This is a genomic window from Ligilactobacillus sp. MP3, from assembly GCF_024436335.1.
In the GTDB taxonomy this organism is placed as follows: Bacteria; Bacillota; Bacilli; order Lactobacillales; family Lactobacillaceae; genus Ligilactobacillus; species Ligilactobacillus salivarius.
In genome coordinates this window covers 103,761-117,691 of record NZ_JANFQI010000007.1, presented here as the reverse complement: position 1 = coordinate 117,691, position 13,931 = coordinate 103,761, and the positions used below count along the sequence as shown (strand labels likewise).

Sequence of the window (13,931 nt, the reverse complement as noted above, 5' to 3'; positions counted from 1 at the left end):
GTTGTTTGTTTCTCATTTGTAGGATCTACTGGATTTTCGCTATTTTCTGTAGAGCCACTTTTATTTTGATTCATCGTTGGTGTACTTACTACATTATCACTTCTTACCGCAGAAGGATCTTCCTTCTGATTTGCAGTAGTTTCTACAGTATTTGGTTTAGATAAAGTTACTTCCTTACCACTGATATCTTTATTTTCATTTATTTTATTAGAATTTACAGCTGCATTACCACTTGTAGAAGGTGTCGTTACTTCATCGGCATTTGCATTTATAGCATTCCCTATCATTAGACCACCAAAAATAACACTTCCTACAATAAAAGAGGCAGCACCCCCGCCGTTCTTCTTTTTTCTAATAGAATACTTTAATTGTCTATTCAAATTATCTCTTAACATCTTTTCCCTTACCTTTCATCAAGCATATAATATTTAATTTAAATCCTCTCAATAAGTATCCTTTTATGCTTATATCCACCTTCTTTATCTACTATAAAAGTTATAATTTTACCGCTTAAATTTTTATAGCAAATCAAATTGCTGTATATATTTTATAAAATTTAAAAGTCAAATTCAATACTCATTATCAAAAAAATTATTACTAATAATATTATTTATCCTTCCCCCCACACACATTTTTATAGTGTTTTTTTATATTTAAGCAGAATATATCATTAATATGTATAAAAACACAAAAAATAAACTTAAAAATAAAATTAAATACAATTATAAATTAAATATATAAGTTATTATTAACCTATAAAATCATTAAAAAATATAATATAAATCAAAAAAAATATTATTTATAATAATAACTTTGTTTCTTATAATTATCATTAATTATTAAATATATAAATCCGAATTATCTCATTTTTTTGTTACTATTATTACCATCATCTAAATAGCTAAAAAACTCGTATCTGTATGATCTAATAGAATTTTTCAGATACGAGTTTTATATAAATTATTATTCAGTTTTTATCAACAAATCTTTGGCTACAACAAGTTTATTTTCCCCAACAAAAATATATTTCATTATTAAACCTAAAATAATCGGTAATATTACAAATAACATCGTTATTAAAACTATACTGCTTACTCCTGGGGACATTTGCTCATACGCTGTCATCGGCCCAATTAATCCAGCAAATCCAAAGCCCGCACTCATAGATGTTCCTTGAATTTTAAAAATGGCTCCCAAAGCTCCCATAATTCCTGAACTAATTATTACTGGAATAAATAATTTTGGCCTTTCCAACATATTTCCCATTTGAATTTTAGGAGTTCCAATAAAATGAGCGAGTATTGTTCCTAAACTATTAACTGAACTTCCCATAATTGCCAATGTAAAAGCTCCAGCTGTAATTCCTAGATTAGCTGAACCAGATGAAATTCCACTTATCCCAATTGCAGTTGCTATTCCCACTGAACTGATTGGAGATACAATTAAAACTGCAAATGATATCCCCATCAATGTCCCCATCAAAACTGGTTGAAGAATTGTAAAAGTCTTTATCATCGCTCCCACAAATCCTGTCACTAATTTGACATAAGGAAGAGTCATTAATCCTAATCCCCCACCCAATACTAAGACAAGAACTGGCATCAACAGAACTGTATAATTCTTCAATTTATTTCCAATAACACTAGCAATGATTACTGCAAATGTAATTGTTACTGCAACATTAATTACATCGCCTGTTCCAGCAAGAACATAAGTTGTCCCAGCTTTCTTCACTACACCTGATCCAATTGTTGCGGCTGCTGCAATTGAACTCATTTGAATCATATTCATTTTAAAGAGATATCCCACACAGAATCCAGCCATTGCAGGTAGCAAACTTGCAGCAAAACTAGTAATACTAATTACTTGACTTGCAACGTGTGGCATTACTCCCATTAGAGCTTTCATCAGCTGACCAACTAATGCAGAAGGAATTAAAGCTACCACAACGCCCATACTAATACCATTTAAAATATTCATTGTCCCTGTTTTTAAGCTAATCTTTTTATTCATATCCTTTACCTCATTTTATTAAATTTCATGGTCACTTCTTTTCTCTGAAATAATAGCTAATACATCATCTAAACTAATATCAACCATATTTTGAACGGCAACATTAGTATAGAAGCCAACATGCGGTGTCAAAATAACATTATTCATCGCTCTTAATTCTTTTAATTGCTCACTTGGTAATTCTTTACCACGTAAATCAAAATTAAAGAAATTCTCTTCGCCTGTAAGTGTATCTAAAGCTGCTCCTGCTAACTTCTTATTTTTTAAAGCAGCGATTAGAGCATCTGTATCTACAACTGGGCCACGACATTCATTAATTAGAAATGCAGTTGGTTTCATTAATGCCAATTCTTCACTTCCAATTAATCCTTTGGTTGTTTCATTCAAGTCGACATGTAAACTAATAACATCTGATTCTTGTAACACTTCGTTCAATGATTTATAAGTCAAAACCTCATTTAATTCTGGATTTGGCTTAATATCATAAGCAATTATTTTAGCACCTAAAGCATTAAATAATTTAGCTGCAGTACCACCAATTCTACCAGCACCGATTATCCCAATTGTCAAAGTATGGATTTCTTTTCCTTTAAGTCCAATCCATCTAAAATCTTGTTCCTCAGCTCTTTCATCAAACAATTCTAAATTACGAATTAATCGCATGGTATGTGCTAAGGCTAATTCTGCAACTGATCTTGATGAATATGCAGGTACATTCGTTACTTTCAAACCATTCTTATGAGCTAAATCAACATTAATTACATCATATCCAGCAGTTCTTGTAGAAATTTGCTTTAATCCTAGATTCTTCAATTCAGCGTATACTTCATCTTCAACTAAACTTCTTTGTTGAATAACAACACCATCAAAACCTTTAAGTTTAGCTACTGTATCAGCATGTAGCTCACCTTCATCAATTCCAACTTCCACATCAGGATGTCGTTCACTCCAATTTTCAATAGCTTCCTTTTCATCTTCACGTACTGACATCATCAAAATTTTTTTCATCTATCTTACCTCGTTTTATTTACTTTCTTCTTCAACATACTTGGCAATTCGAGCTACACCTTTTTTTATTTCTTCCATACTTGTTGCATAGCTTAAACGGATATAGTGTTCTCCACCTTTACCGAAGAAAGAGCCAGCAGTTACTGCTACTTTTGCTTTTTCGGCTAAGTCATAAATAAACTTCTTATCATCTTGTTCTAAACCAGCTGGAATTTTTGCGAAAATATAGAATGCTCCTTGAGGCTTAGCACATTCAAATCCTAATTTAGTTAAATTTGAATATAGATAATCACGTCTTGCTTGATATTCTTTCTTCATTTCTTGACTATCATTCAAGCCATTTTCAAAGGCTTCTTGGGCTGCATCTTGAGCAATTGCCGTTGTCGTAGTAATTGTAAATTGATGAATTTTAGATAATTGTTGCGTTATCTCTGCAGGTGCAGTCATAATACCAATTCGATACCCTGTCATTGCATGTGATTTTGATACACCATTCAATACAATTGCTTGTTCACGTAGACTTTTAGCTAATGATGCATGTTCTTGGTCATAACATAATTCGCTATATATTTCATCGCACAAAGCAAAAATTGGTTTATCACGTATAACATCAGCTAGTTCATCCAATTCTTCTTGACTATATGTAACACCAGTTGGATTAGAAGGATAATTTAAGACTACTACTCTGACATCATCACCATGTTCATCTAACACCTCTTTTAACATGTCAGCTGATAATTTAAATCCATTCTTAGATGTATCAACAAGAATTGGTTCTGCACCTACTAATAAAGCATCAGCAATATATAATGGGAAAATTGGAGTTGGTACTACAACTTTGTCCCCAGGATTCAATACTGAAGTCAAAGCTGTATAAATAGCTTCAGTTGCACCATTTGTTACAATCACTTCATTTTCAGGATTATATTTCAATCCATATCTTTCTTTTAAGAAATTAGCTGCAGCTTTTCTTAAACCAAGCGTTCCATTTGAAGGAGCATAGTGAGAATGGTTGGCTTTAACCCCCGCAATAGCAGCTTCTTTAATGTGCTCTGGAGTATTAAAATCTGGTTCTCCTACTGTGAACTTTGTAATATTCGGAATTTTGTTACTATATTGAGCAAATGCCAAAATTTCAGATGGCTTAACTAATTCTAATTCTTTCTTCATATATTTTGTTAAATCTACCATATTGGATCTTCCTTTCAAAAAAAAGCCCCCGAAGATGTTTAATCCTCGAGGGCTACTATTCTCTAAATTTAGTTATCTTAGGTTAATTAAGATAATTAGCTATCCCTCAGATTAATCTGCGAGATCTAATTATCTGTGCTACAAAATAGCTTTCGCTTAGAACTCACAGGTACAAACATTTAATTCCTGCTCAGTGCTTGTACCCGCATTTCTGTGAATACAATCACTGCTTCCAAAAGCGAAAGTAAAAATAAGAATTATTCAATTTTAGTTGATTTTTAATCTCTAATTTCATAATAAAATCTCCTTAGCAAATTGAATACCTATAATATACTCATGTAAGATTAAAAAGTCAACATTAAAATTAATTATTTTCACATTTAATTTTATAAATCACATCATCCACCATAAGTTTATATGTATATTTAATACATAAAAGTGATTAAAAATGAATATTTTTGATTATTTTTACACTTTTTATTGATTTTTATTAAAAATACATGTATAGTGTAGTCAATGAATAGATTATGAATATTTTAATTTTATGAAAAGAGGAATTTACATGGAAAAAGAAAAAGTTGTTTTAGCATATTCTGGCGGTTTAGATACATCAGTTGAAATTGCTTGGTTAAAGAATAAAGGTTATGACGTTATTGCATGTTGTATCGATGTCGGCGAAGGAAAAGATTTAGAAGCTATTAAAGAAAAAGGCTTAAAAGTCGGTGCAGTTGAATCAATCGTTATTGATGCTAAGCACGAATTTGCAGAAGAATACGTTCTTCCAGCATTACAAGGTCATGCTTACTATGAAAACAAATATCCTTTAGTATCTGCTTTATCTCGTCCTTTAATTGTAAAGAAACTTGTTGAAGTTGCTAAAGAACATGGTGCAACAGCTATTGCACATGGATGTACTGGTAAAGGAAATGATCAAGTTCGTTTTGAAGTTGGAATCCATGCATTAGTGCCTGAAATGAAAATTGAAGATCCTATCAGAGATTTACATTGGTCCAGAGAAGAAGAAATTGAATACGCTAAAGAAAATGGCATTCCCGTTCCTATCTCTAAGAAGAGTCCATACTCTATCGACGAAAACCTTTGGGGTAGAGCAAATGAATGTGGTATTTTAGAAGATCCATGGCAATCTGCACCTGCTGATGCTTATGACAGAACAGTTGCTCTAGAAGATACTCCTGACACACCTGATGTTATTGAAATTACTTTTGACAAAGGTGTTCCAACTAAGCTAGATGGTGAAGAATTACCACTTGAAGAACTTATCATGAAACTTGATAAATTAGCTGGTAAACATGGTATTGGTAGAATTGACCATGTTGAAAATAGACTTGTTGGTATTAAATCAAGAGAAGTTTATGAATGTCCAGCAGCAACCGTACTTTTAGCTGCACATAAGGATATGGAAGATTTAACTCACGAAAGAGATTTAGCTCATTTCAAACCAATTATTGAACAAAAATTAAGCGAACTAATTTACAACGGCCTTTGGTTCTCACCTTTAATGGACGCTATTCAAGCATTCTTAGCAGAAACTCAAAAAGTTGTTAATGGTGTAGTTAGAGTTAAATTATTCAAAGGTAACGTTATTTGCGAAGGTAGAAAATCCCCTAACTCTCTATATTCCGAAGAATTGGCTACTTATACTTCTGCTGATCAATTCGACCAAGAAGCTGCAGCTGGTTTCATCAAATTATGGGGATTACCAACACAAGTTTATGCTGAAGTTATGCAACAAAATGAGAAAAACAATAAGTAATTAGTAAAGGAGATAATTGATCTATGGCGATTAAAAAAATGTGGGGTGGACGTTTCCAAGAAGGTTCCAGTAAGTTAGTTGATGAATTCGGTGCTTCAATCTCATTTGATAAGCACATGGCTTATGAAGATTTAGAAGGCTCATTAGCACACGTAAAAATGTTGAAACATACTAATATTTTATCTGCTGATGATGCTGATAAAATCATCGCTGGTTTGCATATTTTACAAGACAAATTAGCTAATGGAGAATTAACTTTTTCTACTGAACTAGAAGATATTCATATGAATATGGAGTCCCTTCTAACTCAAGAAATTGGCGATGTTGCTGGAAAGCTTCATACTGCTAGAAGCCGTAATGATCAGGTAGCTACTGACCTACATTTATATTTGAAAAATCGTTTAGAAATCGTGATCGATGAAATTAAAAATCTCCAAAAAGTTATTGTAAAGAAAGCCGAAGAAAATGTTGAAACTGTTATGCCTGGTTATACACATTTGCAACATGCTCAACCTATTTCTTATGGTCATTACCTCATGGCATATTATCAAATGTTCCAAAGAGATATTGAACGTTTCGAATTCAATAAAAAGCATACTAACATTTCGCCATTAGGAGCCGCAGCATTAGCTGGTACAACTTTCCCTATTGATAGAGAATTTACCGCCAAAGAATTAGACTTCGATAATATTTATGCTAATTCTTTAGATGCTGTTTCCGACCGTGATTTTGTCCTAGAATTTCTAAGTAACGCCTCAATTCTCATGATGCACTTATCACGTTTTTGTGAAGAAATTATTCTCTGGTGCTCATACGAATTCGGCTATATTGAATTATCAGATAAATATTCTACTGGTTCTTCAATTATGCCTCAAAAGAAAAATCCTGATATGGCCGAACTTATTCGTGGAAAATCTGGACGTGTTTATGGGCATCTAACTGCTCTACTCGCAACTATGAAGAGTTTGCCTTTAGCCTACAACAAAGACTTGCAAGAAGATAAAGAAGGAGTCTTTGATGCAGTTAAAACTGTTATTCCTAGTCTAAAGATTTTTGCTGGTATGTTAGATACACTAACTGTTAATAAAGATAAGATGCTACATGCAACTGAACATGACTTTTCTAACGCTACTGAATTAGCCGATTATCTTGCAACTAAAGGTATTCCATTTAGAAAAGCTCATGCTATCGTAGGTCAATTAGTATTTGAAGGAATTGAAAATAATACAACTTTATCAGATATTCCTCTTGAAAAATACAAAGAAATTAACAGCGAAATTGGTGAGGATATTTACCAATTCCTACAATCTAAAGTTGCAGTTCAACGTCGCCATTCACTTGGTGGTACTGGTTTTGATCAAGTAAAACTACAAATTAAAAACGCTAAAAAACAACTTAATTTATAATCTTTCATTGTAATTCCTTTATCTAAAACATTCTGTTGGATAAACACTTAAAAAGTGCATACTTTTTGCATACTAAGAAAGTTTGAGAAGAATGTTAGCAAAAAAAAGACACCTTGCCTCTACTTATATAATTAGGTAGAAACAAGGTGTCTTTTTTCTAAGAATAATAAAAAATCTTTCAGTTTTTAGTACAACGATTTTAACAAAAATACGGTAGATTTTTAGTTAATACGGTAGCCGTTCAGTAGATTTTCGATAAATAAAAAGCTGCTTTCAAAATAGAAAGCGGACAAGTATGTAAAAGTCGTTGTAGAAACAACGACCAACCGCATAGCCTATGCAAAATAAGTAGTCCAAGCATTAAACAATCTCTTTACAGTTGTATTTTAAATTATCCTTCAAAAGATCATAAATTGTTGTATCATCCTTATGCATACTTTTGTACTTTTTTAAAACATCTAGCAAATCTGAAAAATTTTTATTCCAAAAATTAAAAACAGTATCATAAGACTTCACGTTCGCTATTTTTTTATAGTTCTCTTTAACAAAAGAACTAGGTTTTAAATTAGATTGATTAAATTTGTTATAGTCACCATAATATAAAACTAGTAGTATTTCAATTTCTGGTTTAGTGTGAACATTAACAATGCTATCAATCTTTTTTTCATATGCTTTAGGTAATTTAAAATTTTCCTTAGGCGAATCTAAAACACGATATATTTTTACTTTTTTATCCATTCCTTTATTAAGGTATTGTTTGGCAAATGTTTTCGCGTTCCTAACACGTAAAACTTCCTCTTGTAGCAATTTTTCTTTATTGAAAACAAGTGCGTCATGTTCTAATAATACATTAATAATTGCTCGTTCAGCATTACCTTCAGCAAGTATAGCAATAATCAAACCTTTATTGTTCATTATTAATTACCTTCTCTGTTGCTTTTCTTAAGTTCATGTAAGAATCATATTTAGGTACTGTACCACCAAGGTAATCTGAGTCAAATACATCAGCTTTATTTAATTCATTTCTTACATTTGCACTTGAATATCGTTGTAAATGTATTTTATTATCACGTTTAGCAATGTAAATTTCATCACCACGATCAAAATCTTCTAAAATTTCTGAATAATGGGTGCTAAATATCAGCGTAGCATGATTTTTATTTATCTTTTTATTTGCAAAATATTCAATAAAAGTTCTAACGATTGTATGATTAAAATGATTTTCTAATTCATCGATAAAAATAATCCCGCCTTTTTTAAGGGTTTTCACTATGTTCCCGTATAATGTAACACCTTTAGCTGTACCAGATGATAAGTATTTTTCAATCGTTGCAAAGTTCGTGTCTGTTATTTCATTGCTTCTGCCTTTAAATTTCAAACGATAAAACGCCTGAAATTTATGTGTGTCTATTCTTTTATTTTCAATTTTGAGATATTCAATTGTAGGATCTAAGTATTCTAAAATCTCTGAAGGAACATCCCCACCTTCGTAAAATAAAGCATTCATATTGGTGAATATTAGCGTATCAACAATATCTTGGGCCTGATACTCCCCCGATTTTCTCACAATCCTAAAAATTGAATCATCATCAGCTAAAACGTTTAGAGCAACGTCACCAATTTCATTGCGATCATATATAAGCGAATCATCTTCAAATACTAATAAATCTTTTCTAGCTATTCTAGACGAAATTGATTTGGAATAAATTCTTTCTGAATCAATTTTCCATTCTCCCTCATCACCTCTTATAAAAGTGATCTTATCTCTAAAGACCTTCCTATCGTTTCCGTAAAAGTAAGTAATAATTTCGATGGGGTCTTTTCCTACCAATACATCATTTAATCTAGTTTGAGAAATTGATTTATCTTGTAGTAATAACGATAATGCACCGATTACCATTTTCAAAATTGTTGTTTTCCCAGTGGCATTTCTACCAACTAAAGCAATCAAATTATTAACCCATAAAGTTCCTAATAAATTTGTTAACTGTTTGTTATTATCTTGGTATACACGTTGTTCATTAGTAACAAAAAAATCTACTTTTTCATCAAATAAAGGATGCCTTTTTATCGTTATCCCTAAAAAAGTTAATCTGTTAAGTTCTTTCATGATAAAACCCTCCATAATCTTTAATACTATTATATGTTATTTTTTTGTTACTTTAAACACTTTTTTTGTTTTAAACTAACAGAAAATCGAAAAATAGCAAAATATTATAACACTTAAATATATATATCACATTGAATCTGACAATTTATATTTTTAATCATACAGTTTAAAAATCATCCTTCCTTTGATTTAATTGAACAACAAACATTCCTAATATCTCAAACTCTAAATCTCAAACCATAAGCATATCTCCTTTCTTTACGCAAAAAAAAGGACCTCTAACCCGATAGTTAGAAGTCCTTTGGTTTATATTTCAATTTTAAAAATGTTATACCTACATAGAATCTAGGTCTGTTACAAGTAAATATACAAGCAAACACTCCTGCTATCAAGACTATTTGAACGTACCGAACGGATTACCTTGGCCATCACGACAAACCAAGTAGCCATACCCGTTGCCTCTTGGTTGTCTGATCCACACATATCCACCAGAGTGGCAGAAAGCATCATACTTAACAACTGAACCCTTTGGCAGAACACCAATTTTAGCAGACTTAGTTGTGGCTCCCCAACGTAGGATAATACCTTCATCAACTGTTACTGTGAACTTGCCATCTTCTTTGTACCACTTCACACCTAAGTCATCAGTCCATGAGTCATACTTAGCATTGTTTTGGCTAGGAGCTGGAACTGGTTTAGGTGTCTCTGTTTGTGGCTTTGTCCCAGGTTTAGCAAACTTATCCCAAGCATTTGCATCTAGATACCAGATTGAACGGTCCATATCGCCGCCAGTATACTGCCAGCCAGCAATAGAACCAAAAGCCCCACTAGATACAGACATATTAGGCACAGTCCAGGAGTTCCAGTTCATAGATGCATACTTGGCTACCCAAACCGCACAATCTTTGGCACAGTTGGATACTTGATTTAATGCAGATTCTTGTACATAAATCACACACCAAACACCAGTTAAGCGGTGTACTTCATCTACAAATTGACGAACCCAGTTGGTATTTCCCCAAGCTGAATTTTGGTAACCTTCCCAGTCAATCACTAACATACCTTGACCTACATAATTCTTGATATTATTGATAAAATATTGTGCTTCTGCTACTGGATTACCACCACCAGCGTAATGATATAAGCCACGTTTTTTGCCTAATTGTCCTGCTAAGTCCCATTGGTGATTACATTTAGGATTAACGTATCCTGTGCCTTGAGTAGCCTTTACAATTACTCCTTGAGCGTGTGGGTCACGAATGATGTTATCATCAGAACCTGAGTAAACGTCTACTGTGTACATAACCATGTTATTTATCCTCCTTAATCTTAACTGTTGGTGTTAATTCCGACTTCTCATAAGCAGATTGAACGGCGGTGTGAATTGTTTGTGAGTCAAGTTTGTAACCTTGTTTCTTCATCACATCGTTCACAATCATGCTTGCTTCATCAAACTTCTCACGTCCACTCTTATCTTGACTAACAAGACTTGTAACTGCCATGTCTGCTACTTGCTCAAGCAACGTCCACAAAGCCTTTGATTGTTCGGTGGATGCATGCTCAGCCTTGTTGTCTAAAATCGGCTTTAATTGCTTAAGTAAAAAAATAGCCAGTACAGATAATAAACCAGTCTGTACTAGCCATTCAACAATGTCATTGATAACTTTCATTATTCATTTTCCTTTCTTTCAAATAAGCTCTTGATACGTTCGTGATGTCTGTCTAGTCTCCTATCATGTTCGTCTACACGTTTTTCTAATCGTTCAAAATTAGCTTGTTGTTTGTCAATACTAACATATAACTTTTGAATGTTAGTATTCAACTTTTTCAATTGTTCCCAAAAAGGTTGTAACACTGAATTAATGTTCTTATTAAAGTTCTTATTAAAAGCCTTACTGCCATGATTTATTAACCAATAAACTCCACTAAAAAGGACGGAAATAACCGCCAAGATTGACGCAATTTCTGCCCATGAATATCCTAGTAATGTATGCACATAACCATCTCCTATTTCCTCCCACCCACCGCTATGTTTAATATTTAAATCTATGGCATAACCATAGTTACATAGAATGAAACTTCTTCGCCTTGTTGAATTTCAACTACATTTCTAACATCATTATTTGATAATTGCAACTTACTGTTGCCTGGAATCGGCAAAGTTCGGCCTACGCCTAAATTAAACTCGGTTTGTCCAAGAATAGTCCATTGTGGAATCCTTGCTGTAGCAGTTCCTTTAAAAATGATAGTTTTAACTTTTCCATAAGTTCGCGTAAAACTGTTTACAGTATCGATATTAAAATATCCAATTCCAATTTTATTCTCGCCTTGTACAGTTGTTGGTAAAACAATGTTATTTAAAATATCCTTTTTTAAATCTCCGTATGAAGCTTTTGTCAACAGACCATTGCTATTTGATTTAATGAAATTATCTGTATCAGCTAAATTCCCTTGTGAAAGTGAGTTAATTGTAAAGTTTGCCATTTTTATTCCTCCTAAATTGTGTTAAATTCATTTTGTAGAAATTGCGTCCGTATAGATATCCATTGTAGAATTTGATTCAAGTTATTCATTGTTGTTCCTGGCAATCCAGGCCATCTTGTTCTATCAGCATCAATTGCCGCTTGTGGTATATCTTTAGCCTTGTTTGAAATTAAATAATAGATAATGCTTTCATTTAAGTAAGAATTGTGTAATTTATTCCACTCATCTTTAATCTCTTGATTGAATAATTTTATCAATTTGTCAAAAAGTTTATTTGTTGTCCTAATTTGGTTGATACCATAATCCCATGGAGAAAGCATTACTTTTCCATCAAACATCATACCGAATGTGCCATCCATATCATAAGCAGTCACAAACCATTTATTTCCATCCCAAGTATCTAATAGAAAATTCTTACTGAAACCATCTGTATTTTCTGCGTATAGACAAAATATTAAATAGTCAATCGCCGAATCAATATCTAATAGGGTTATATCATCTTTGCTATCAGCGTCTATTATTTCTTGAATCATATTATTCAAACTTTTAGCAACCCATGATTGATTATCTTCATCAGAAACGTATTCTACTTCAAAATCATCTCCAGATAGATTACCTTTTGAATCTAATGTAGCTAAACTTTCAAATCTAGTTGCCTTAGATGGTTTACCAGCTGAAACAATAGCTTCTTTCTTGCCACTACCCATCCCTGCCATCCAATCATCCTTAGGAATGGTTAGGCTATACAATCCATGATATACACCATTTATTACAACTAATATTGGAAAAGAGTCTATCGCTCCACATCTAGGGCCTAAGAAATTAACTCTAGTTTCTCCTGATAAATTATTACCTGAATTATCGATTAATGTTTCTCCATTATCATTCTGCAACTCATAATCACTTGTAAACTTGCGTTTTCTAAGCAGATACCACATATAAGCCCCAAACTCGTTTCTTAAATGAGAAGGATCAATCCAATCAGCTTTTAGAACGTATTTTTTGTGATAGCCCCATTCAGGTTTTAAACACTTGTTATTTTTAAATTTAATAGTGTAATTCTTTTTTGGATAAAGAACTGAAGAACTACCTTGAACTTTAATTTCAGAAAGTTCTCCATCTTCATCAACAGAACTAATGCCAATTGAATTTTTAGAAGAATTATATGAATATACTACATCTGTTAATTTGCCAGACTGTTTATTTACTAAATATGGAATTTTTTCATGTTTAATTTTCAAAACTGGCAATCCATATTCCTCTAAATGTCCTAGGAATGTATATCCTATAATCGAGCTATCAACTGGTACACCTTCTTCAATTCCTGTTTTATCTGTCTTAGGAAGATAAACACTACCAGTCGCGTAATTATTACCGTCCCAAAGTAGATTATTATCATTATCCTTTAGTCGAACTTCTTTGAGCTCAAGTGCTGTTAGATATGATGCTGCTTTATCAATCAAATCTGCATCTATTTTCTTTCTTTCGTCTACTTCTTGTGTGAAATTATCAAGCAAAGTTTTGAGTTTTATCGAATTCTGAGTAGCTTTAGCATCTACTTTTCTAATATCATCAATTGGAGCTGATGCTTGATAGACCCCACCTTCTTTCCAAACTTCATCAAGTTCTGACCAGAAATACCATTTACCGTTTTCTTGAATAACATAGACACCTTTTTGACCATTTGGATATTTTTGTTTCAATTCTTGCAACGTCCCAAAAGAATCAGTTGGAGACATATCCAAATCTAAATTATCGCCAACAGATTGTGTTGCTGAATATAGAAAAATGAGCATTTGAGCCATAGCTTCACGAGTATCAATCCCATATGGAGCTGTTCGAATGGCATCTACGATATCTTGATATGAATGCAAGATATCCTTACTAAAAGATCCACGCTCTTTCCAACGTGAATTAGCGTAATTATTCATTTTGTTTCTCCTTT

The 13,931-nt window shown here is 32.6% G+C and carries 13 protein-coding genes; 2 read left to right on the top strand and 11 right to left on the bottom strand.

Features of this window, described 5'->3' with window-relative positions:
• The 4 genes from NOU10_RS06835 to NOU10_RS06820 all read right to left on the bottom strand — a co-directional run.
• On the bottom strand, positions 1 to 395 hold a 395-nt coding region (locus NOU10_RS06835; protein WP_255906397.1), incomplete at its 3' end, for a hypothetical protein.
• Between the two features lie 568 nt (positions 396 to 963).
• Positions 964 to 2,013, bottom strand: coding sequence for a PTS sugar transporter subunit IIC (locus tag NOU10_RS06830; RefSeq protein WP_255906396.1), 1,050 nt, complete (start codon positions 2,011 to 2,013; stop codon positions 964 to 966).
• A gap of 18 nt (positions 2,014 to 2,031) precedes the next feature.
• Positions 2,032 to 3,021, bottom strand: coding sequence for a D-2-hydroxyacid dehydrogenase (locus NOU10_RS06825; RefSeq protein ID WP_255906395.1), 990 nt, complete (start codon positions 3,019 to 3,021; stop codon positions 2,032 to 2,034).
• A gap of 15 nt (positions 3,022 to 3,036) precedes the next feature.
• Complete coding sequence (locus NOU10_RS06820; RefSeq protein WP_255906394.1) at positions 3,037 to 4,212, bottom strand: aminotransferase class I/II-fold pyridoxal phosphate-dependent enzyme; 1,176 nt, start codon at positions 4,210 to 4,212, stop codon at positions 3,037 to 3,039.
• Positions 4,213 to 4,774: 562 nt separating this feature from the next.
• On the opposite strand from NOU10_RS06820, the gene NOU10_RS06815 reads away from it, so the two are divergent.
• Both NOU10_RS06815 and argH read left to right on the top strand, forming a co-directional pair.
• A complete protein-coding gene (locus NOU10_RS06815; RefSeq protein ID WP_003709272.1) occupies positions 4,775 to 5,986 on the top strand; it encodes an argininosuccinate synthase in 1,212 nt (403 codons plus the stop codon).
• Between the two features lie 23 nt (positions 5,987 to 6,009).
• Entirely contained in the window at positions 6,010 to 7,392 is a 1,383-nt protein-coding gene (gene argH / locus NOU10_RS06810; protein WP_003701659.1) for an argininosuccinate lyase, read from the top strand.
• Positions 7,393 to 7,752: 360 nt separating this feature from the next.
• On the opposite strand, the gene NOU10_RS06805 is transcribed toward argH, so the two are convergent.
• From NOU10_RS06805 to NOU10_RS06775, 7 genes are all read right to left on the bottom strand, one after another.
• Positions 7,753 to 8,307, bottom strand: a complete 555-nt coding sequence (locus NOU10_RS06805; protein ID WP_255906393.1) for an N-6 DNA methylase — start codon at positions 8,305 to 8,307, stop codon at positions 7,753 to 7,755.
• Entirely contained in the window at positions 8,297 to 9,502 is a 1,206-nt protein-coding gene (locus tag NOU10_RS06800; RefSeq protein WP_255906392.1) for an ATP/GTP-binding protein, read from the bottom strand. The genes NOU10_RS06805 and NOU10_RS06800 overlap by 11 nt, the downstream gene beginning before the upstream one ends.
• 394 nt (positions 9,503 to 9,896) lie before the next feature.
• Positions 9,897 to 10,811, bottom strand: coding sequence for a GH25 family lysozyme (locus NOU10_RS06795; RefSeq protein ID WP_255906391.1), 915 nt, complete (start codon positions 10,809 to 10,811; stop codon positions 9,897 to 9,899).
• Position 10,812: 1 nt separating this feature from the next.
• A complete protein-coding gene (locus tag NOU10_RS06790; protein WP_255906390.1) occupies positions 10,813 to 11,172 on the bottom strand; it encodes a phage holin, LLH family in 360 nt (119 codons plus the stop codon).
• Entirely contained in the window at positions 11,172 to 11,498 is a 327-nt protein-coding gene (locus NOU10_RS06785; protein ID WP_255906389.1) for a hypothetical protein, read from the bottom strand. Before NOU10_RS06785 ends, NOU10_RS06790 begins: the two co-directional genes overlap by 1 nt.
• A 50-nt stretch (positions 11,499 to 11,548) precedes the next feature.
• Positions 11,549 to 11,986 (bottom strand): hypothetical protein, encoded by a 438-nt coding sequence (locus NOU10_RS06780; RefSeq protein WP_255906388.1) that lies wholly within the window; start codon positions 11,984 to 11,986, stop codon positions 11,549 to 11,551.
• An 11-nt stretch (positions 11,987 to 11,997) separates the two neighbouring features.
• Positions 11,998 to 13,917, bottom strand: coding sequence for a CotH kinase family protein (locus NOU10_RS06775; protein WP_255906387.1), 1,920 nt, complete (start codon positions 13,915 to 13,917; stop codon positions 11,998 to 12,000).
• Positions 13,918 to 13,931: the final 14 nt, after the last annotated feature.

Bases quoted from the DNA above. Each gene is read 5' to 3' on its own strand.
- NOU10_RS06830 (WP_255906396.1), bottom strand. From the start codon at position 2,013: ATGAATAAAAAGATTAGCTTAAAAACAGGGACAATGAATATTTTAAAT.
- NOU10_RS06825 (WP_255906395.1), bottom strand. From the start codon at position 3,021: ATGAAAAAAATTTTGATGATGTCAGTACGTGAAGATGAAAAGGAAGCT.
- NOU10_RS06820 (WP_255906394.1), bottom strand. From the start codon at position 4,212: ATGGTAGATTTAACAAAATATATGAAGAAAGAATTAGAATTAGTTAAG.
- NOU10_RS06815 (WP_003709272.1), top strand. From the start codon at position 4,775: ATGGAAAAAGAAAAAGTTGTTTTAGCATATTCTGGCGGTTTAGATACA.
- argH (WP_003701659.1), top strand. From the start codon at position 6,010: ATGGCGATTAAAAAAATGTGGGGTGGACGTTTCCAAGAAGGTTCCAGT.
- NOU10_RS06805 (WP_255906393.1), bottom strand. From the start codon at position 8,307: ATGAACAATAAAGGTTTGATTATTGCTATACTTGCTGAAGGTAATGCT.
- NOU10_RS06800 (WP_255906392.1), bottom strand. From the start codon at position 9,502: ATGAAAGAACTTAACAGATTAACTTTTTTAGGGATAACGATAAAAAGG.
- NOU10_RS06795 (WP_255906391.1), bottom strand. From the start codon at position 10,811: ATGGTTATGTACACAGTAGACGTTTACTCAGGTTCTGATGATAACATC.
- NOU10_RS06790 (WP_255906390.1), bottom strand. From the start codon at position 11,172: ATGAAAGTTATCAATGACATTGTTGAATGGCTAGTACAGACTGGTTTA.
- NOU10_RS06780 (WP_255906388.1), bottom strand. From the start codon at position 11,986: ATGGCAAACTTTACAATTAACTCACTTTCACAAGGGAATTTAGCTGAT.
- NOU10_RS06775 (WP_255906387.1), bottom strand. From the start codon at position 13,917: ATGAATAATTACGCTAATTCACGTTGGAAAGAGCGTGGATCTTTTAGT.